12 protein-coding genes are annotated in these 23412 nt (G+C 40.4%); 1 reads left to right on the top strand and 11 read right to left on the bottom strand.

Annotated features, from left to right (window positions below):
- Positions 1-6: 6 nt before the first annotated feature.
- Positions 7-693: a phosphatidylserine decarboxylase family protein gene (locus H8796_RS00440; RefSeq protein ID WP_117934353.1), complete on the bottom strand. Its 687-nt coding sequence runs from the start codon at positions 691-693 to the stop codon at positions 7-9.
- A 161-nt stretch (positions 694-854) separates the two neighbouring features.
- Between H8796_RS00440 and dnaE the strand changes: the two genes are divergently transcribed.
- Complete coding sequence (dnaE, locus tag H8796_RS00435; RefSeq protein WP_117934351.1) at positions 855-4661, top strand: DNA polymerase III subunit alpha; 3807 nt, start codon at positions 855-857, stop codon at positions 4659-4661.
- Between the two features lie 218 nt (positions 4662-4879).
- Here dnaE and H8796_RS00430 read toward each other — a convergent pair whose 3' ends face one another.
- The 10 genes from H8796_RS00430 to H8796_RS00385 all read right to left on the bottom strand — a co-directional run bounded on the left by H8796_RS00430 (position 4880) and on the right by H8796_RS00385 (position 23404).
- On the bottom strand, positions 4880-8122 hold the full coding sequence (locus H8796_RS00430; protein WP_004299222.1) for a glycosyl hydrolase: 3243 nt from the start codon (positions 8120-8122) through the stop codon (positions 4880-4882).
- A 154-nt stretch (positions 8123-8276) separates the two neighbouring features.
- A complete protein-coding gene (locus H8796_RS00425) occupies positions 8277-9662 on the bottom strand; it encodes a LamG-like jellyroll fold domain-containing protein (RefSeq protein ID WP_004299223.1) in 1386 nt (461 codons plus the stop codon).
- A gap of 72 nt (positions 9663-9734) precedes the next feature.
- Positions 9735-11552 (bottom strand): alpha-L-rhamnosidase C-terminal domain-containing protein, encoded by a 1818-nt coding sequence (locus H8796_RS00420; RefSeq protein WP_117934349.1) that lies wholly within the window; start codon positions 11550-11552, stop codon positions 9735-9737.
- 20 nt (positions 11553-11572) lie between these two features.
- Positions 11573-13894 (bottom strand): family 20 glycosylhydrolase, encoded by a 2322-nt coding sequence (locus tag H8796_RS00415; protein WP_117934419.1) that lies wholly within the window; start codon positions 13892-13894, stop codon positions 11573-11575.
- 22 nt (positions 13895-13916) lie between these two features.
- Positions 13917-14804: a DUF6528 family protein gene (locus H8796_RS00410; RefSeq protein ID WP_117934347.1), complete on the bottom strand. Its 888-nt coding sequence runs from the start codon at positions 14802-14804 to the stop codon at positions 13917-13919.
- Between the two features lie 79 nt (positions 14805-14883).
- The gene (locus H8796_RS00405) at positions 14884-15849 is read right to left on the bottom strand and encodes a DUF6528 family protein (RefSeq protein WP_117934345.1); all 966 of its coding nucleotides are present in this window, start codon (positions 15847-15849) and stop codon (positions 14884-14886) included.
- A 12-nt stretch (positions 15850-15861) separates the two neighbouring features.
- Positions 15862-17349: an arylsulfatase gene (locus H8796_RS00400; protein WP_199488031.1), complete on the bottom strand. Its 1488-nt coding sequence runs from the start codon at positions 17347-17349 to the stop codon at positions 15862-15864.
- A gap of 46 nt (positions 17350-17395) precedes the next feature.
- Positions 17396-18889 (bottom strand): RagB/SusD family nutrient uptake outer membrane protein, encoded by a 1494-nt coding sequence (locus tag H8796_RS00395; protein WP_117934341.1) that lies wholly within the window; start codon positions 18887-18889, stop codon positions 17396-17398.
- 12 nt (positions 18890-18901) lie between these two features.
- On the bottom strand, positions 18902-22249 hold the full coding sequence (locus H8796_RS00390; RefSeq protein ID WP_117934339.1) for a TonB-dependent receptor: 3348 nt from the start codon (positions 22247-22249) through the stop codon (positions 18902-18904).
- 159 nt (positions 22250-22408) lie between these two features.
- Positions 22409-23404 carry a FecR family protein gene (locus tag H8796_RS00385; protein ID WP_117934337.1) on the bottom strand — a complete coding sequence of 332 codons (996 nt, stop codon included), beginning with the start codon at positions 23402-23404 and terminating at the stop codon, positions 22409-22411.
- Between the last annotated feature and the right edge of the window lie 8 nt (positions 23405-23412).

The raw sequence follows: 23412 nt of genomic DNA, 5'->3' as shown, positions 1-23412 counted from the left end.
ACAGAATTATTTAAGTTTGGCGATAACCGTTTGGTTACCGGTCGTTAATTGTCCCATGCTGACACATACTTCTGTGCCAATGGGTAAATACACATCCACACGGGAACCGAATTTGATAAATCCCATGTGTTCGTCAATATAACATTCTTCTCCTATTTCAGCGTAGGTGACAATACGGCGTGCCACTGCTCCGGCAATTTGCCGGGTGAGTACTTCCACTCCTTCCGGAGTTTCGATCACTACCGTAGAACGTTCGTTTTCTGTGCTGGCTTTCGGCAGCCATGCTTTCATGAAGTTTCCATTATGATGTGCTACCTTTTTAATGGTACCGTCCACCGGATACCAGTTGGCATGTACATTCACAATGCTCATGAAGATGGATATCATTAACCGGCGGTCATGGAAATATTCGTTTTCATCGACTTCCTCGATAACGACGATTTTTCCATCGGCGGGTGCTACGACAATCTTTTCAGTGTCCTGTCCGAAGAGACGGATCGGACATCGAAAGAAATTCACCATCAGCAGATAGACTGCTATACTCGCTACTGCTACCACATAAAATGGTATTTTGCAATCGATCCCCCAATAAAGAGCCGCATTAATCAATAGCAATAGCAAGAAGCTAGCCCATAATATATGTGTTCCTTCGCGGTGAATACGTATTTTCTTCAATTTCTTTAGTCGGCCCATGAATGCTGTTTAATGATATTGTCTGCAAAAATATACTTAATTTAAAAATTCAGCAAGTAAATGAGCATAGAAATGCGAATGTTGATAACTTTTTGAGGATTATTTTTGTTTATAACCCAGGAGGTAGTAATTTTATGCCTTCAAATTAACTACTTATCATTATGCAGGATTTCGTTCATTTACATGTCCATACTCAATATTCTTTGTTGGATGGTCAGGCTAGCGTAGCTCGTCTGGTCGATAAGGCCATGAAGAATGGGATGAAGGGTATTGCCGTGACCGATCATGGAAATATGTTCGGTATTAAGGAATTTACGAACTACGTCAATAAGAAGAATAGTGGCCCGAAAGGTGAAGTCAAGGACCTGAAGAAGCGAATTGCAGGAATTGAGGCCGGCACGATAGAGTGCGAGGATAAAGAGGCGGAGATTGCTGCTTGCAAAGCTAAGATCGTGGAAGCGGAAAACAAATTATTCAAACCGATCATCGGTTGTGAAATGTATGTGGCCCGCCGTACCATGGACCTGAAAGAAGGCAAGCCCGACCAGAGTGGTTATCACCTGATCGTATTGGCTAAGAATGAAACAGGTTATCACAACCTTATTAAATTAGTATCGCACGCGTGGACGCGCGGTTATTATATGCGTCCGCGTACTGACCGTAGCGAACTGGAAAAATATCACGAAGGACTTATTATTTGTTCAGCCTGTCTCGGTGGTGAGGTGCCGAAGCGGATTACTGCCGGGCAATTTGCCGAAGCGGAGGAAGCAATACAATGGTATAAGAACTTGTTTGGCGATGACTACTATCTGGAGTTACAACGCCATAAAGCGACTGTTCCCCGTGCCAATCACGAATGTTACCCGTTGCAGGTGAATGTGAACAAACATTTGATAGAATATGCTAAGAAATTCAATGTCAAACTGATTTGTACGAATGATGTTCACTTTGTAGATGAAGAGAATGCGGAAGCGCACGACCGTTTGATCTGTTTGAGTACCGGTAAGGATTTGGATGATCCTACCCGAATGCTTTACACCAAACAAGAATGGATGAAGACACGCGAAGAGATGAACGAACTCTTTGCCGACGTGCCCGAAGCATTGAGCAATACACTGGAGATTCTTGATAAGGTAGAATACTACTCGATCGACCATGCACCTATCATGCCGACTTTCGCCATTCCCGAAGATTTCGGAACAGAGGAGGGGTATCGGGCGAAGTTTACAGAAAAAGACTTGTTCAACGAGTTTACTCAAGATGAACATGGTAATGTGGTATTAAGTGAAGAGGATGCGAAAGCAAAAATTAAACGCTTGGGTGGTTATGATAAACTTTATCGTATAAAACTTGAGGGAGATTATTTGGCAAAACTGGCTTTTGACGGAGCTAAAAGAATTTATGGTGAACCTCTAACGGAAGAAGTCAAAGAACGAATGAACTTCGAATTGTACATCATGAAAACGATGGGATTCCCCGGATACTTCTTGATTGTACAGGACTTTATCAATGCGGCACGTAAGGAACTGGGTGTGTCGGTAGGTCCGGGACGTGGTTCGGCAGCAGGTTCAGCAGTGGCTTATTGTTTGGGTATTACGAAGATAGACCCTATCCAATATGATTTGCTGTTTGAACGTTTCTTGAATCCAGACCGTATTTCCTTGCCCGATATTGATGTGGACTTTGATGATGACGGTCGTGGTGAGGTACTTCGTTGGGTGACAAATAAATATGGTCAGGAAAAAGTTGCTCATATTATTACGTATGGTACTATGGCGACAAAGATGGCTATCAAGGATGTCGCGCGTGTACAAAAGCTACCTTTGTCAGAATCCGATCGTTTGTGTAAACTGGTTCCTGACAAGATTCCTGACAAGAAACTTAATTTGCCGAATGCCATTGCTTATGTTCCCGAATTGCAAGCAGCGGAAGCGTCGTCTGATCCTCTATTGCGGGATACGATCAAGTATGCCAAAATGCTTGAAGGCAACGTGCGTGGTACAGGTGTACATGCTTGCGGTACGATTATTTGCCGTGATGATATTACTGACTGGGTACCTGTCAGCACTGCTGATGATAAGGAAACGGGCGAAAAGATGCTTGTTACCCAGTATGAAGGCTCGGTGATTGAAGATACTGGGTTGATTAAGATGGATTTCCTTGGTCTGAAAACTTTGTCTATCATCAAAGAAGCTGTTGAAAATATCCGTTTAAGTCGTAATATTGAGGTAGATGTCGACGCAATAGACATCTCTGATCCGGCTACTTATAAATTATATAGTGACGGACGTACGATTGGTACATTCCAGTTTGAATCTGCCGGTATGCAGAAGTACCTGCGCGAATTGCAGCCTTCTACATTCGAAGATTTGATTGCCATGAATGCCCTTTATCGTCCGGGACCGATGGATTATATCCCTGATTTTATTGATCGTAAACATGGACGCAAGCCGATTGAGTATGATATTCCTGTAATGGAAAAGTACTTGAAGGATACGTATGGGATTACGGTCTATCAGGAACAGGTGATGCTTCTGTCACGTTTATTGGCAGACTTTACTCGTGGTGAGTCTGATGCACTCCGTAAGGCCATGGGTAAGAAGTTGCGTGACAAGTTGGATCACATGAAACCTAAATTTATTGAAGGTGGGCGTAAGAACGGACACGACCCGAAAGTGCTTGAAAAGATTTGGACCGACTGGGAAAAGTTTGCGTCTTATGCTTTCAATAAATCACATGCTACTTGTTATTCGTGGGTAGCTTACCAAACAGCCTATCTAAAAGCAAATTACCCTCCTGAATATATGGCAGCTGTGATGAGCCGAAGTTTGTCTAACATTACCGATATCACGAAACTGATGGACGAATGTAAGGCAATGGGTATTCAGACGCTGGGACCGGATGTAAATGAGAGTAACCTGAAGTTTACCGTGAACCATGATGGTGATATTCGTTTTGGACTTGGGGCCGTCAAAGGTGTAGGTGAAGCTGCCGTGCAAAGCATTATGGAAGAACGCAGGCAAAATGGTCCTTTCCTCGGAATCTTTGATTTTGTGCAACGTGTCAATCTCAATGCCTGCAACAAGAAGAATATGGAATGTCTGGCATTAGCCGGAGGATTTGATAGTTTCCCGGAACTGAAACGGGAACAATATTTTGCTGTAAACTCTAAAGGGGAAGTGTTCCTGGAAACATTGATGCGTTATGGTAACCGTTATCAGGCAGATAAGGCGGCTGCCGTCAATTCTCTGTTCGGTGGTGAAAACGTTATTGATGTTGCAACTCCTGAAATTCCTCAAGGGGTAGAACGCTGGAGTGATCTCGACCGTCTGAACCGTGAACGTGATTTGGTTGGTATCTATCTTTCCGCTCACCCGTTGGATGAATTCTCTATCGTATTGGAACATGTTTGCAATACACGTATGGCAGATTTGGAAGATAAAGCTGCCCTTGTCGGTCGTGAAATAACGATGGGAGGAATTGTGACCAGTGTTCGTCGTGGAGTCAGCAAGAACGGAAATCCGTATGGTATCGCCAAGATTGAGGACTATTCCGGTTCTACCGAGATTCCATTCTGGGGAAACGACTGGGTGACTTATCAGGGATATCTCAATGAAGGAACGTTCTTGTATATCAAGGCACGCTGTCAGGCCAAGCAATGGCGGCAGGATGAACTGGAAGTGAAAATCACCTCTATGGAACTTCTTCCCGACGTGAAAGAAGAACTGGTGCAGAAGATCACAATCGTCATTCCCCTGTCTGTCTTGAATTCGGCTTTGGTCACTGAACTTGCTACTCTGACGAAGGAACATCCGGGAAATACGGAACTATACTTCAAGGTGACAGATGATGCTGATGTAACTCATATGTCGGTTGATTTGATTTCCCGTCCGGTTAGACTTTCAGTAGGCCGGGATTTAATAACATATTTAAAGGAACGTCCCGAACTGGGATTTCATATAAATTGATTAAGTGTTCATTTATTTTCTTTATAATAAGTAAAATCGCTTATAAACATAAATTATAAGCGATTTTACTTATTATAGTGGATACTTCCAAATTACTGAAAGTCCCCACCCGCACAGCAATGCAACGCCTAAGCTCAACATACGTACCGACCAAAGCATATTCAGTTGCTGAATGTCATAATCGCTGACATGGTTTAATACCTTAAGAATTCCCTGTTTTAATAAGTGATGCTTTCAATAACGACAGGTTCTATCAGTCCGGACTTCTGTAAAGGAGATGATGAATTCCAGGGATTGTTAGGAGTCCAGGTCGGACGTTCTTCAACAGGTAATTTGCTATCTCCGATGAGTCGGTTCACCCATGTATTTACCACTTCAATTTCTACTTTGTTTGTTCCCTGCTTGATGGCTTCCGAAATATTGAGTCGGTAAGGGGGCGTCCATACACCACCGATGTATTGTCCATTGACTTTCACTTTTGCCATAACGGCTACCTCATTGAGGTTGATAAATAATGGACTGTTGGGTACTATATCTTTTAGCGTAAATTCAGTCCGATAGACGGCTGTTCCTGAATAATACCTGATGGCGTCTTCTTTACTTGTACTCCAGTCGTACAGGCTTTGGAAGACAACCGGGGCTTGAGGACCTTTTTGACTCTTATCGAAAGAGACTGTCCACGGACCGGCCAGTGTGGCGATTGTCTGTGGTTCCGGGTAATTGGTGTCCGTATCGTTGACTAACGAAGATGAGGAAACTTCTTTGGCAAATACGACGAAGATACTCTCCAAAGGTTCCAGTTCGAGAGGAATTACTGTCGCATTTGCGTTGCGTTCGTACTTCTTTAAAAGGCGGATAGCACCAGTTGTCGGTTCCCAAAGTTCAGGTTGCTTATTGGTTACACGAAATTCCGGTGAGAATACGACTTTTTCTGAAGATTGGTTGGACAGGAAGTAAACATCCATATCACCGATGCTGCGATGACCGTATACTACAGGAATGTCTTTAGTCAATGCACAGTCGGGAATGCAATGCACTAATTCTAATGCTTCGTGCATATTCATACCGCTTAATATCATGCCATTGCCATAATTGCCGCTTTTCACCTTGATACCGTCTACATTTCCCCACAAGGCATTTGCCATTTCCTGAACTTTCTTATCTGCTTCGGGGAAGTCTTGCAAGCTTGGCGAACGGTTAGGCTTCGGACCGAGAATGACACCTCCGTCTTTCACAAGTTGAGTGATTTTGGTTAATAGTTCGGGACGCATTGTTTCCAATTCCGGTAATACCATGATTCGGTAACTTGTGCCGTGGGGTAGAGTCAATAGACCGTCTTTGACAGTCATATCGCGGAGTATCACTTCTGCATTGATGTAATCGAACTGGTATCCTTTCGGCAAGGGAGGATTCGTGACACCGGTCATTTTGGGAGTATCTTCTCCTATGAAATAGCAAATATCAGCTACGTTGAGTCCCTGTTGGAGCATGAAGTTACAACGTTTCAGGTAGTCGGTGAATAGGTCCAACTGGGAATACCAAGTGTTGAAACGGTTAAATTCGTTGCTGTAAGGTGCATTCAGTCCGGGCAGTTTGCCTTCCGCTTTCTGTGAAATATAGACGTGCAGCAGTGTGTTGTTGATTCCTTCGGAGAAGAAAAGGTCACCACGTTGTTTCATGGTAGCCGGATAACGGCTGTAAGCCATACCGCCACAGGTGAAAGACTCGGAAGAGATTTTTTGTTTACCGTAGATATGACCACACGAAGAAGCAGCCCTGTTTTCTATATTGCCTAGTTCTCCCTCGCTCCAGAATTCTCCTGCCACTTCATCTGCTTGCCCGCCGTATTGCAAAAACTCTCCGGAGAATCCCCAGTGACCGTAGTTTTCCAACCAGGTAGTCATTCCGTATTGGTGGCTTAGACGGGTTAGTTCACCAATATGATCGTATGATAACCGTTCGGCCACCATCTTTCTCATATCCCACAAAAAGCGGTCGGAGGCATCTTCGCTTTCCACAACCACTCCATTGTAGACAGGGAGAAAAGGTAGTGCGCTATAACCGTACTTCTTCTCAAATGATTCAAGGAAATCGTCCGTGAAGTTTTGACCTCCCTTTTCATAACTGTCCGCTACAACTACTTTCCAAGTCTTACGGTCGGCTTCAGGGATTCTCTTGTAAATCTCGCCGATAAAGGCGTCGAAATGGCTTCGGAGGTGCTCCTTACTCATTTTGTCCACTTCAAGACCTATCCCGTCTTTTAATGCAGGACCGTTTTCTACATAAGTGGGTACCATTCCCATTCGCACAATTTCCCATTCTCCGTCGGGAGCGTCCCAGGAAAGTTTGTTTCCTTTCATACAGGCGGTGATGTCTTTCACTTGTTCGGGCTGAACGATCAATGCAGGGTCGTCCACCACTGCTTGCACCGGCCATTGATATTCATTCCAGTAAGGAAGTGGAGTCTGATACATTTTGGCGAATGTTTTCTCCGAATAACTTTCTACTACCGGAGCAGAAGACAATGTTATTTCCCGGATGCCACTATTGGGATTCAGACCGGAGAGTGACAACCGGAAGTCTTTACCGCTGGCTGTGGGGAAAGAGATGGCAATAGGAGCATAAGGATCGAATCCTACAGCCAGATTATCGTTGTATCTTTCTATACTGAACTGCTTGATTTCTTTGTATTCACCGTTATCATTCATTTGCAGAACCGCCTGGCAACGTATAGGTGCGGCGGAGGTAAGCAGGCGGAGGCTTCGCAATGCTACTGTATCGTGGCTCTTAAAGTCTATTACGACTTCGGATTGGTTGCCAAACCGTATTTCTGTCGCCGTTTCTCCATCTATCAGATGATGGATAGCAGTGATGGCGGGGGAAGAGCTAACAGTGCAGTTGGCCGGATTAAGGATCGTAGCTTTGCTTTTCACAGACGGATAAGCCAGTACTTTTACATCTTGAAAATTAGGATTGGTTTTGGGTAACATAACTTCTATTGCCTGTCCGCCTTTGACTTGCGTGCCGACAGATGCCAGATACCGCATGGACTGCTCCGGCTTGATCCACGGACCTCCTGCCTGACTCCATCCCGGAGAGTTGAAGATACCGATTTCTATATTCAGCTCGGTTGCCTTTTTTAAAGCGGCATGCAGTATCTCCCACCATTCGTCGGAGAAAATCTGCACATCTCCGGTGGGTGCTTCCGCTGCACTTAGTCCGATATTCGCTATAAATGCACGGTTGATGCCAGCCTGTTTCATTGATTCCAGATCTTTGATGACTCCCTCTTTGGAAATATTTCCAGAAATCCAGTGCCAGTAGACACTTGTCTGAATGGAATCCGGGAGGTTGGTAAACCCTCCGCGAAGTTGCTCATAACTGACTTCCCGAATTTCTTGGCAGGCGGACAGACAAAGGATGAAACCTATGACTGAAATGAGTTTGGTTATTTTCTTCATTTATTGTTAATTATATGAATCTATATTGGACCTATTTTACAATAAGAAAAAATACAGAGATTACTTTTCAACTTAAGAATTAAAAGCTGGAAAGTAATCTCTGTAGCTTGTTTATTCTGATTACCTATGAAAAATGATTCATCTGCGGAGTGTTTTATTCTTCCAATGTATCATATAATAGTTTAACCTCTTCGGCTGTCAAAGCACGGTCATATATACGAGCTACGGCAATTTGACCTTTATAGGCTCTGTCTGCTTCATTTGCAGCACCAGCGTCTCCACCAATTACGAACCATTTATTTCCTGGAAATTGGAATGAATTACCCTTAGCAGGGGCTCTTTCTGCCTTGATTTCTCCATCTAGATACAATTTAATGGCACCTGCACTTCCTGTACCATCCCAGACACCCACTACATGGTACCATGTTTCTTCTGGCACTTCACCCAGTGGAGGCGTATTACAAGCTGAATAATTACCTATATAGGGTTCAAAAGTCCAATAGTTATCTTTATCTTGCCAAGTAATGGCAACACCGCCACCACCATGACACCCCATCGGAATCGGACCGCTTTCTCCGTAATCTTTAGCAGTTACATATAATTCCATTGAGAATCCATCGGCAATTGCATTTTGGAAAATTAAGTTTTGGGTGAAATCAACAATATAGAAACCACTGGTAATTTTATTCGCATTTATTGTTACTGGGTCGAATTTTGCAATATAACCAAAAGTTTCATTTTCAATCATGCTCAAAGTAGAACCGGCAAATGCTTTAATAGGCATTTTCATCGCAGAAAGATCTTCTGCAGTACCATCTGCATTGAACTTAACATCGAGTAACTCTGCCATATCCACAGCACCCGCTTGCCTGATTTCTATGCTTTTTGTTGTAGGATAAGCGGCCGACTCAGAAGTAATTTCCACCGTTGCAGTACGTATTTTTGCGATATCACTTGCTGCTACTGTAAGAATTAACTGTTTGTTTGTTAATGATTTTTGAGTAATCCATTTAACATTTTCAGGTATGATACATTTCAATGAAGGTAAATTAGTGTTAATTGCAATGGTGACATCTTTCCCTTCTTTTTCGACAGAAGTATTCTCAGGAGTCACTATTAATCTTGGTCCACCTGGCTGAATACAATTCAATACGAAATCTTGAACAGATGAATTCTGGGTGGTCGATAATATCACTGTAGCTTTTCTTTCTTCCAATCCTTCATTTTCGGCTACTGTAAATGAAATCTCTTTTGAACCGCTTCCTTTTGTGATGTCGGCTTTAAACCATTCGTTGCCTTCGGAAATAGTTATTTCCCAGTCTAAATCGGACATCACTCTCAGCGTCAGGTTTTCAGCGCTACCAGTCAAATTACAGTCTCCACCACTGATACCGCCAATTGGATTTCCACTTTTATCAACTAAACGTAATACTTGATGTCCTTTTGTGCCGTCTTCGTCGTTGTCTGAACAAGAAGAAATACCTACACATGTGAATAATGCAAGCATTATCCATACATTCATTAATAATTTCTTTTTCATTTGTTTACTCCTTCTAATTTATACATTACGGCAGTGTAAACTACCTTCTAATTGTTTTATAAAACTCATTATCTATTTGATGACTGATACTCCCTTAGGGGCTTTCACCTCTGATATTACATTGCCATTTGCTTGCTTCTCATGGTAAATTTGTAGTTCGCCATAAGGAGTTGGAAATGTACCTTTCACCCACTGTAAATCGCCTAAATGAGGAGTTATACGTACTTGACGACATCCTGGTTCTATTACTTCCACACCTAAAATGTGACGGCTCAACCAAGAAGTTGGTCCTGAAGCCCAACCGTGACACAAACTATGACGGAAGCCTACATAGCAATAAGCGCCACAGTCACCATGAATATCTTTTTTCCCTTCCGGTACTAGTTCGTCGATGGGGGCTGCATTCGGAATCCAATTGATATCGAAATCTTCCCAAAAACTAGTGGCTCCCAAGTCGATCATTGCTCCCCAATATTCACGAATCACGTCTAATGCTCCTTGATAATTGCCGGCCATAGCCATTGCTTCCAACATATAATAGCCATAAAAAGTAGAGAAGCCCTGTGCACCATTTATTGAGAGGAACTCTTTATCAGCTTTTGGGGCATCAATTAATCCTGTAATCGTCATTAATGCAGTCACTTGCTTGGAGCCGGGCGCATCGGGAGCCGGACAGGAAGCTAAAAACTTTTTATAAACTTTGGATGCAGCTTTTACCAACTTCTTCTCGGCAGCTTTACAGTCATTAGACAATTGTCTGTCTTCAAATAGTTCTGCAAATTCAACTCCGACTCGCATTCCCCAAACCATTAAGGCTTGGAGCCCTGCCGCAATTGCGTCTTTGTTGCTATTCGATGGCCAATCCAAAAAACGAGTGCCATCCAGACATTCCTGCCCATCGGGGGCTATTTGAGTCATTAATTGTCTCAATAAAGCTGTAATATAATCACGTGATTGTTCCAGATAGGCTTTATTTCCATGATAGCGATACCATTCATAATGACACAACAGCCACCAGATAGAATAAGAGGAGAATCCTGCATTCATCCAATGTGGCAATGGCGTGATATCACGCATTAAATCCAAACTTTTAGGTACCACTTCATTGTAACCGAACACGGAGTTTACAGTCATCACCTCTGGATAGGAATCACCTATCCAGACCAAACGGTCTCGTTTAATTCCATCCCAGAGATGATTCTGCATATTCAGGTGAACGGTATAAGCTCCCGTCCGCCATATTGTGTTAAGTTTCTCATCATTACATTGGAAAGAACCGCGATACGGAATATCGCGCATGATAGAGATTGCACGGACCTCCTTAAGCTCAAGTATTGCGTCTGTATCCAATAGATCAATGCGCACAAAACGAAAACCGGAGTTTCCTGTTTCATATACTCCGAGCCATGGAAGGATAAGCTCTTGATCTCTAATAGCATGGTCGTTTGTCGCTCCTCCTTTGACGTCTATGTCGGACATTGCTTCACTGACCGATTCGCCATAACGAAGACGGATTTTTACCGGCTTATGGCTTGGCCAGGCACCAGTGACTAATTGTACTCCGCCATGAAGTTCTTTCCCGAAATCAAGCAGAATAGCTGGACGAGCCCCATCGGTAGAAGATAGTCGGCAATATGTGGCGGCTTTGACCGTTTTCTCTTTCTTGCCTTGTAAACCGGTATCTGTTGATTCGTAATCGTAATACGCTCCCCAATAAGCCTGACCATCTCCCTGGTTTAACAGAAAATTACAATTAGTGATGTGATCACTGTCTTGTTGCCAAACAATCCGGGTGGGAGTAATGTAGGTACGCACACGCGTATCACGCTCTTGGGCAGGCACCAAACATACATTCAACAGCGACAATATAATTATCAGTTGTGTTCTCATGATTATTTATCATTGGTTAATTAATGGTTGTATATTGGTTTTATTTGTTTGCCTGAAGCATCATGCATCTTTAACGACAAACATCCACCATTGAAATCGAAGTAACGAACTTCTAACGGATGCCATCCTTTTGCCAATGCACGTTGACTTGAAACTTCATTCCTCAAATGTCGGCCTCCGTTGTCTATAATCATTTCTTCATCTACTTTTAATGTACTTCCTTCATCAGATGAAAGGCTGAATGAATAGATACCGTCAACCGATACGTAAAAATAACCGGTAAAAATTAAACCTACTTTACTGTTGCCTACTTCTGAAGGAATATATATATCGTCGATGGTTCTCTTTTCTTTTAAATGGTAATTTTCTATTACTTGGCAAGAAGGAATGTCGCCTTCATACCATGTAAGCATTAATCCCTTTTTTTTCGGAGCTTTAATATCTACCGCTGGAATATATCCATTCTGCTTTTTATAAGAAGCATGGAAAACTTTACTTGATTTTCCATTGGGGCGATATGCGCGGAACGCAAAACTTGCAGAATCGCGGATGGATATAGGAGTGGTGTATACTGCCGATTTTTCGGTTGGCTCTGTGCCATCGTCAGTATAATGGATAACAACGTCTGGATCAGGGGAAATGACATTTACTTTAGTTTCACCGATAAAAGTATTTGTGTTGCAAAATCCTTCCAAATCAGCCATGCGGTAATCTATTCCCAATGCATCTAAACGATTGAATTGTCCGGTCATGCGTCTCTGGAAGCTTTTCCAATTGTAATTTGCAGCTTGTGACCAACCTGTCTCTGCGATGGCGAGTAACCGAGGAAATGCCATATAATGCATTCGTTCACGGGAAGGAATGAACTCACCCCAAATGTTTCCTTGTACTCCTAATATTTGTTTGGATTGAGATTCGTTCAATGAGTCCAATAAAGATACTGATTCACAAATCAGACGAGTGGACTGTCCTATTTCGGAATAATCCAAATAGAAATCGTAGTTCGGGCAAAGAATGACCGAATTACCTTGGGCTATGGATTTTTTTACAACCTCTTTTTCATAGCTTTGCCACCACATCACTGTAGCCGTAGGCGACACTCCACCTTGCAATATTTCATCCCAGCCAATCAAACGTTTTCCATTTTCATTGAAATATTGTTCCATTTGATGAATGAACCATGATTGCAGTTCTTCTTCTGTCTTTAAGTTGTTTACTTTCATACGTTTCTGACAGTCTGAACACTTTTCCCAATTCTTTTTTGAAACTTCATCCGCTCCTAAGTGTACATATTCAGAAGGGAATAGTCGGAAAATCTCGTCGTACACGTTCTTGCAAAACTCTAAGGCACTCTCTTTACCCGGACAAACAGGAGAAGAAATATTCATCGGTGCTTCTTTTTGTGGAAAACAAGATACATTCGCATAAAGGTTAACTGCTGTTTGCATATGTCCCGGCATGTCTATCTCTGGAATTACGTCAATGCCACGTACTGCTGCATACCTTATAATTTCATGTATATCTTCCTGTGTATAGAAGCCCCCATATAGAGTATCCCCTTCTATAATCCGTAATTTATCAGAAGGAATGGCAAGAGAGGGATTTTGTTCTCTTTTTGAGCGACTCATGCAAATACGATCTTGGTCATTAAATGTGCGCCATGCCCCTTTCTCTGTCAGTAGGGGATATTTCTTGATTTCAATGCGCCACCCCTGATCATCAGTCAGATGCCAATGAAACTTATTCATCTTATAAAGTGCCATAACATCTAACAACTCTTTCACTTCTTCTTTACTGAAAAAATGGCGAGCTACATCAAGTAGTATGCCTCTCCATGCAAAACGTGGTTCATCTATGATAGAAACAGTTGGTATTGACCAAACTGTATCCAAAACAACGGTTGATGCTTCTATTTCAACAGGAAACATTTGACGGATTGTTGATATAGCGGCTATTACACCGGCATAATTCGCCGAAGATATGTGTATTTGGTTCGAGGTAACCTTTAAAGTGTAATTGCCTTCTTTGTGAGGTAATTTCTCATCTATACATAGTTGAATATGGCCTCTTCCCTCTTCTGTAACAACAAACTTATACCCAGTGGCACGTTGCAAGATGGAAACTAAATAATCTGCGGCCGATTTTAAAGAGGGGGCATTGATGCTGATAATCATATCGTCCTGTAGAATGAATGCTTCTTTTCCTACTGTTAACTGGGCAGGTTCAGGAAGTAATTTTAATGTCCTTTCCGAATGGTCAACAGAGTTTGTGCATGAAGTATGGACTAACAATAGAACAACCAGCCAACTCCCCAATATTAATATTTTATTAATAATATGCATAAATACTTTATTAATTTTGTGATTATTCATAGATAACTGGACGAACCTTATACAGATTGATGCTGTCTATAGTCAACGTTTTCTTTGGATTCTCCAGATAAATATTGTGAGTCCACCATTCGATTTCGGCTTGTGTATAACTCAAAATTTCATTTTCCTTATTATAATTAAATGACTTGATGAATTTTTTCCCTTCTAAAGGTTGAAATGAAACAATTTTTTCCGTGTCCAAATCAATTACATAAGTTCCGGACGATGTTGTAAATCCCAATTCATTTTCTGAAATGCGAATCAAATCGTGTCCGTCGTCTGTCGGTAGTTTCCATACTTTTTCCATCTGTAATGTCGGTTGTTCACTTTTCCAATTCTTTAGGGAATAAGCTTTCAATTCATTAAAGCCGAGTGCGTACAACAATTGACGGTTTTCCATCCAGATTACTCCATGCCCCCAAAAAAGACTATCCTGAAAAAGAACTTGGTTAGGGCGGTTGATGTCAAATAATTGTATACAGTCTCCTTCTTCATTATGTGATAATGCTACCACTACCCGATTATCAGGAAGTAGCTCTATGGAATGTGCGGCTGGAACTCTTGCATAAAACAAGCATTTTTCAGATGAACGTTCAATAATTGCTGCTCCTCCAGCCGAAGAAGATGTAAGTAACCAGTCACCATTTTTTGCAGTTTTGCATTCATCCATTCCTCGAAAGTATTTTTTGAAATCGTCAGGGATGTTAGACTCTTGTGCATTCCATTTCCATACGATATCTAGATTTTTTCCTTCTGAGTTATCTACATTGACAATCCATACTTTGTCGTCACCACAGACAACAATTTCGTTCTTTTTTTGTCCGGTAGCACATGCGCACAAGACAAAAAAAAGTATAAATATTGCATATATCTTTTTCATGTTTTTTTTCTTATATCCATTTTACGAACTATTTAGAAAGCTATTTTTTACAAATTTGTAATCGCTTCTTTCAGTTTATTTATTCCCTTTCAGGTACTGTTCTCACTTTATAAAGATTTACATTACTGATGGTGATTGTTTTGTTGGGATTTTGGATGTGAATATTATGTGTCCACCACTCAATATCTGCATAAGTATAAACTAAGTATCCGCTTTCTTTATCGTAATTGAAGGATTTGATAAATTTGCGACCTTTCATAGGTTCGAATTCAGAGATAGTTCCTGTATTTGTATCGAGTACATATACGTTATAAGCTGTTGTAAATCCTAATTCATGGTCTGAAATACGAATTAAATCATGTCCATCCGGTATTTGCTCTGTCCCACCTAAAGGTAGATCCCATTCTTGCTTCTTCACAAATGAAGGCGTTGATGTATTCCAATCTTTTAGTTCATAAGCGAGTAATTTATCATATCCTAATGCGTATAAAAGTTGCTGATTTTCCATCCAAATGACACCATGTCCGCCTTTTTGATCTTCTTTAAAGATAACTTTATTGGAAGCGTTTCTGTCATATACTTGGAAGCCACCTGCGTCACCAGAGAGGGCCACAACGACTCGATTGTTGGGTAGCAATTCAATAGAGTGTGCTCCTGGAGCATCCACAGCAGTGAATAAACATTTTTTGGTTTTACGAGAAAGAATAAGAGCTGATCCTCCTGAAGATGCTAGCAAGACAAGTTGGTCGTTTCCTTCATTTACGACTTTGCATTCATCCATTCCCAATAAACGTCCTTTCAATGTTGCAGAAAGGTCATCGGCTGTTTTCGAATCCCATTCCCACTCATATGGTACTGTGGTCATAGAGGCTTTGCCTATATTGATAATCATGACTTTAGAGTCTCCACATGTAATGATTTCTTTATCTACTTTAGAAGATGAACCAGAGGTCGTGCCATAAAGTTCATCTAAGTTGACATCGTATTCATCTTTGCATGCAACAAAAAGTAAAGCCAACACAAGTAATAAATTCCACTTTTTCATATTTTCGATAATTTATAATTTGTAATTAGTAACAGGGGATTCCGTATGAGCTTTTTTCATCTTTTTCTCTATTTCCTTCACTACATTCGGATAAATAGATGAAAGATTGTACTGTTCTTGCGGGTCTGTTTCCAGATCATACAACTCTACACAACGGTTTCCGTTTTTAATATTAGAAAGATATCCTTTCCATTTTCCCATACGGAGAGCTTTCGAACCTTTCCCTTCCGGAAGCTCCCAATAAAGATATTCATGCACTTCTTGATGGTTGCCTTTCAAAGTAGGAAGAAAACTGATGCCATCTGTTTTTTTATAGGAATAGCCGCTAATTTCGCCTAATGTAGGCAACACATCCCAAAAGGCGCAAATATGATCGCTAACAGATCCGGCGGTGATCTGATCGTGCCAATGAACAATCATTGGCACTCGGATACCACCTTCACGTAAACTGCCTTTTCCCCAGCCCTTTTCCGATTTGAAGGGTCCTGCACTATCAAACCAAGGAGCATTCACTCCTCCGTTGTGAGTCGGTCCGTCATCACTGCTGAATAGGATCAATGTGTTTTCATAAATCCCGCATTCTTTTAATAATTCAACCAGACAGCCGACTTGCTCATCCATATAACTAACCATGGCAGCGTATGTAGCTTTTGGATAGCGACAAGGGAAGTATCCTTTGTCACCCAAATAAGGGGACTCGTCACCGAATTTTTTTACATAATAATCAATCCAGCGTTGAGGTGCTTGCAATGGTACATGTGCAATGGGAGTAGGCCAATATAGAAAGAAAGGACGTTCTTTGTGTCGTTTTACAAATGAAAGGACCTCATGAAGCATTAACTCCGGTGCATAAGATTTGGAGACAAGGAATTCATAACTTTCTTTCTTATTAGGGTCGGCTGTTGCATCGAATTTCTGATTTGGTGAAAGAAGGCGATTAGGCAGATATTCCCGATGTTCGTTTCGCCACAGAAAAGGTGGATAATAATCATGTGCCTGTCGTTGACAATGATACCCATAGAAAAAATCGAAGCCCATTTTGCGGGGAGTAGAACTTGATCCTGGATAGCCTAAACACCATGTACCAACGCAACCGGTTGTATAACCTGCTTGCTTTAATAAGGATGCCACCGTTATCGTACCTTCAGGCATCGGACGTTGCCCCTCTAAAGTAGAATCTGCCAATACAGCCAAATAATTCCCAATATCACCTCGTTCAGGTAATTCGTCATTTCCACGGATATAGGCATGTCCCGTATGTAATCCTGTCATTAATGAACAACGAGAAGGAGAAGAAACCGCAGAACCGGAATAGTGTTGGGTAAACCGCATACCTTTTGCAGCTAACTGATCTAAATTCGGCGTTTCTATCTTTTGCTGCCCATAGCACCCTAGATCCCCATAACCGATATCATCCGCCAAAATATAAATAATGTTTGGTCGTTGATCCGGATTCTGAGCTTTTGTTCCTGATGGACACATTACAGGCAAAAAGAACATATATAATAATGGATACTTATTGTTCATTTTAATAAGAAATTTATTTTTACCAACCGGGATTATTGGGTAATAGATTCGGATTATCATTCACTTCTTGTTGTGGAAGTGGAAATAAATAATTCTTATCGTTAAATATACGTCTTTCAATAATGGAACCATCATACTTTTGTACGGTACTACCGTTCATTAGTTCCTTTGCGATTTTCCAGCGGCGTATATCATTGTAATACCAACCTTCACCTGCAAATTCGATGCGGCGTTCATGACGTATTCTTTCACGCATCTGCTCTTTTGTAAAATTATCTTTTGTTTTATCAAATAAAGGCATCTTTACGCTAGGACGATTACGTACCTCGTTTATGGCATCGTATATAGGTTGATCTGGTTTATCTAAACGTTCATTTCGTGCTTCCGCATATATCATAAGTATATCAGCATAGCGCATAAGAATAATATTGATATCATTCTTATCGTCTATGGTGGCGGCAGCTGTGTCATAACGTGAATATTTCTTGAACGTATAACCGGTATTTATGAATTTATCGTTTGTTACAATCTGTCCCATATAAGTGGCACCGGGATGAACGATAGTTGCATAGAAACGAGGATCTCTATCTATATATAAATCTTTTCCATCGGTGTACGATGAACCATCTTTCATATCGTAAGCTTTTACCAAATCTAAGGTTGGAGCAATTGAGTTGAATTGGCGAAGTACGACATCCAACCCGTTACCCGAATGAACAAAAGTTGGGTACAGGTATTGTACATCAAAGATCACTTCTTGATTGTTTTCATGATCTCTTGAAAAGAGATTACGGTAGTCTGAAAAGAGGGAATACTTTTTGGAGTTTATCACTTCTTCAGCTGCTTTTTCTGCCTCTTCCCACATCTCATTGTATAGATAGACACGTGCTAGTAATGCTTTTGCGGCCCATTTATTGGCTCTTCCTGTTTGGGAAGAAGTTGCTGGTAATGCAGAAAAAGCATCTTTCAGATCTTGAATAACCTGAGCTATAATTTTAGCTTTCGGATCTCTAGGCAGAAATGACTGTGTATTTACATCCGGTTTATCTAAAATTAATGGAGCATCACCATACATGTTAGTAAGATCAAAATAAAACAACGCACGCAGGAATTTTGCTTCTCCTACCATCTCCTTTTTATCTTCTTCTGAAATAACAAAAGAAGGAGCACCGGCTATAAATGTATTGCAACGTCCGATACCTTGGTAACAAGCTCCCCATTTACCATTGACAATATCTGAATTTATAGAATTTACTGAGCCATCGCCAATTACTCGCCATCCATAAGTTCCATTATAATTGTAGGCGTTAGGGGTTCCGGTTTCACTAAAAATTAAATTACTTCCGTACATATATACATTATACATCGTACTATAACAGGCTACCAAACCTGCCTCAATTTGTTCAGGGGTTTTCCAAAAATTATCTTCTACATACTGGCTTGTGGGAATCGTGTCTAGAGAACAGCTTGTTATAGAAAGACAAAAAACAAATCCAGTTAATATTTTCTTCATAATTGGCATAATTTAGAATGTAACATTGATTCCACCTGTAAATGATTTTACAGAAGGATATGACCATATATAGTCTGAGGTTAACGATCTTTCCGGATCAAATATGTCAAAGTCCGAGAATGTCAAGAGATTTTCTGCATTCACAAATACTTTTAACGATGCAATTTTTAATGGAGCGATCCATTTTTTGGGAAAATCATAACTTAGTTGAATGTTTTTTAAACGTAAATAGGAGGCATCTCTTAACCAAAATGTGCTGGATTTTGTATAATTATCATGTTGACTGTTAGTAGTCAGTAAACGGGGGAATCCACCACCGGTATTTTCAGGTGTCCATGCTCTTTTCAGCCATTCGTAGGTAACACCTGCTCCATTAGCATAGGGGTACACCAAATTATGAGTAGGGTAAGTGCTAATTCCTGATACTCCTTGAAAAAATACATTCAGTCCTATTCCTTTATAATCTAGATTTAAGCCAAACGAATAGGTGAAATCTGGTACAGAACTGCCTGTTACTACACGATCATCTTCTGTAATTTGTCCGTCAGGTACTCCTTCAGGGCCGGATACATCCCTGAAAATTAAGTCACCGGCATGTGTGTTAGCACTTTGGTAAGCATGGTGTTTTACTTCATCTTCTGATTGGAAAATCCCGTCACAGATATAAAGATAATAAGCGTCAATTGGATATCCTTCTCTCGTAATTCTTTTGCCATTAATCATATCGTCACCACCAATGTGTACAACTTCATTTTTAACATAAGTCACGTTACCAAATACATGATAGTTGAAGGCTTCTATATTATTGCGATAAGCCAAATTGGCTTCTAAACCGGTATTATCTACTGTGCCGATATTACGCATGGCTCCAGTTAGATTTCCTACCTGTGATGGTTGGTTAACAGAGCGGAGAATGTCTTTTGTCCTTTTTTTGAAGAATTCAATCGAACCGCTCAGTGAGTTATTGAAAATTCCGAAGTCCAATGCTAAGTTGGTAATAGTTGTTGTTTCCCAAGAAATTTCCGGGTCGACAGCTTGGGTCATTGCATATCCTGTTGCAGGTGTATTCCCAAATATATAATTTACACCAGAACTCATAACTGGAGTGTATTGGAATAAGCCAATAGATTGATTTCCTAATTGCCCCCATGATACTCTCAACTTCAAGTTTGATAACCAATTTTGAGTGTTTTCCATGAAAGTTTCTTGATCGATACGCCATCCGGCAGAGAATGATGGGAAAAGTCCCCAACGATGTCCTTTTGCAAAACGGGAAGAACCATCGTAGCGGAGATTTGCCTCAAAGAGATAGCGATCTGCGTAATCATAATTTATTCTGCCGAAATAGGAAAGTAACCGAACTTTACTGCTTGAACTGGTTGGCTTAAGAAATGTTGTAGCCAGTCCTACTTCTGTCAGTTCATTATCCAGATATCCGTTTTGTCCTTTTGCGCTGAATGACCACGTATTGAATTCTTCGTAGTTCATACCCAACAAGGCAGCAATGTTATGTTTACCGTTAAAACTACGATTCCAATTGACGGTCTGGCTTATTGATGGATTGATATCGTCATTCGCTGCATTCATTGCTGTTGTATTTGCAATCATTTTTTGCGGTTCCAATGTCTTTGGATTGTAAGTGTAGGTTGTTGGTTGGAAGTATCTTCTAGTTAAATCTACTTTTCTGACTCCCAATGTAATGTTGTATTTGATATCATAAGGGAAAATATACTCGGCGAATGCACTACCGACAATACGAGTCTGTTTGTAATTATTCTCTCCATCCTTGCAAGACAGCAAGTTGTTGAATGTATTCTGTCCGGGAGTTACCACCCAACTACGGCCATAACTGCCATCAGCCAGATAAGGAGTCATTACTGGTAGAGCACGCATTCCCAATTGCATGTAATCGGAGATTCCAGTATGCGGCTCATTGTAATTTCTATAATTAGCCGACACATTGATTCCTGCTTTGAATTGACCGTATTTAATAGTGCTATTGAAATTAATAGAAACTTTTTTAGCGTCTGTAAAATTAACAACCCCTTCTTGGTCTAAGTATCCGACAGATAAACCAGTTTGTATATGGTCATTGCCACCGGAGATACGTATATTATGTTCTTGCATAAAAGCATCACGAAAGTAAAGGTCGAACCAATCTGTTGCCGGATAGGTATAAGGATCTACTTTCATTCCTTCTTTATATTCTTCTATGATATCTGCATAAAGAGGAGCTCTTCCTTCATTCTCGTAAGCTTTATCAAAACCTTTCATATAAAGGATCGGATCCCATACGGCATCTGGCAGATAAGTGATTTGCTGTAATCCGAAAGAGTTGTTATATGAAACAGAAAATTTTCCGGCTTCCGCTTTTTTAGTTGTCACCAATACCACTCCATTTGCTGCGCGCGAACCATAAATAGAAGCCGAGGCCGCATCTTTCAATACGGAAATACTGGCAATATCGCTTGGATTCACATCGGTCAATGTTCCAGGAACTCCGTCAATTAGAAATAATGGATCATTACCTGCACTGGAAAATGTTCCCATACCACGGATACGAATAGTAGCTGCGTCGTTTCCAGGCTGAGCACCGGCTGCAGAGTTTACATAAACTCCTTGTGCACCTTGTAATGCTTGGGTTGCATTTGTAATCGGACGATTCTGAATTGTTTTGGCATCTACTACGGAAACGGCTCCTGTCAGATTTACCTTTTTTTGTATTCCATAGCCAACTACAACCACTTCATCAAGAAGTTCTGTATCTTCTTTTAAGGTAATGAACATACTTTTTCCAAAGATAGTTTTTATCCGTTGCTCTTGATATCCTATATAGGAGATTTCAATCATTGTGTTGGGAGAAACCACAAAACTAAAGTTACCATCCATATCCGTAATTGTACCGTTCGTTGTTCCCTGTTCCTTGATGGTAGCGCCAACTATAGGCTCGCCATTTGTATCAACCACTTTCCCTGTTACTTTATTAGACTTGTCAGAGGACTGGTTATCTGTAGCAGGGGTCACAATTATTTTGTTACCTTGTACTATATGAGAGAGGTGATGTTTAGGTAGTTCTTGAATAAGCAGATCCTTAAGTTTAGCATTCTTTACAGAAATGGTGACCCCTTTTTTATTCTCTACTTCTACGCTACGGTATGAGAAACGATAGGGTGTTTGGGATTCAATTGCATTAAATAACTCTTTTACTGATGCATTTTTTAAATTAATACTGACTTTTCCTGTCTGTGCATTAGCACTTGTGAATGTTAAGAAACAAAAAAATAACAATAAGGAATACAACTTGATTGTATTTTTATTATCTTTCTGCACTAAACTGATTAATTGTTTTTTATTTTTCATAAATACACAACTATTTGGTTTATTTTCTTTTTTATTAAGAGTTGGTATGAGCGGAAACTCATACAAGACTCATTCCTAACTTCGGATAATGGGCAAATTATCCGAAGTTTTTTTGTTTTTCATTCATGTTTTCATATCATTTCATTTTAAGATTAATAATTATTTGTTCATTCGAATATTTATCTTTCCATCCTTAACTGTGTAATTGAATCCATAATGTATTTTCAATACTTCCAATATATCTTCGATTTTCTCATCATCGAATGCACCAGTGTATACATCATCTACGGATACTGAACTATCTATTGAGAATTTCACACGAAATTTCCTTGATAAACATTGGAATACATTCTCCAATTTTTCTTCCCGGAATACTAATTCTTTGTTCAACCAAGCTGTTTCTATTTTAGTAGTGGTCTTTTCTATATTAAGTTTATTATCATATTTGTTATAAGTAACTTTTTCATTGGGTTTAACGCAAATAGTCTGATAGGGAGGCTGCGATGTAGATACATTAACATGTCCTTCTACCAAAGCCATCTCTATAATATCCTTATCCTCATAGGCATAAAGATTGAACTTTGTTCCTAAAACTGTGACATCTATATATCCGGTATTGACAATAAACTTTTTCTCTGTGTTTTTCTTAACTTCAAAATATCCTTCACCCGATAATTTCACCTTGCGATTATTCTGTCCGAAATTTTGTTGATATGTAAGGGATGAGTTTGCATTTAGACGAACCAATGTACCATCAGGAAGAGTCACTTGAGAAGTGCCGGAATCTCCTGAACGTACTATTACATCTTGTTCAGCCAATGTTTGCAACTCTTGGTGTTGTATGTAGTACAGTATGGTTAATCCACTTGCGAAAAGAAAAAGAATTGAGGCTGCAATTTGTCCCCAGTGCCGTGTTATTTTGTAAAAAGGTGAGATCTTCATCTTTTTATGTAGGTGACAGTACAAGGAGTCAATCTTTTCTTGAGATAAAGAAGGATATGTATCAAATTTATTCCATTCTTCGAAAAAAACGTCCTCTAACTCTTGGTCAGACGAGTCGTTAACAGTTGATACCAATTCTTTAAAATCCGATAGTGAAAGATTACCGGACTGAAACTTCTTTAATAAGTCTTTTGCTTTATTTACTATGTGCATATTTATAA

Source organism: Bacteroides sp. M10 (assembly GCF_014334015.1).
Taxonomy (GTDB): domain Bacteria; phylum Bacteroidota; class Bacteroidia; order Bacteroidales; family Bacteroidaceae; genus Bacteroides; species Bacteroides intestinigallinarum.
Note: the sequence above shows the minus strand (reverse complement) of the source record. Positions and strands in the feature narration are given on the sequence as shown.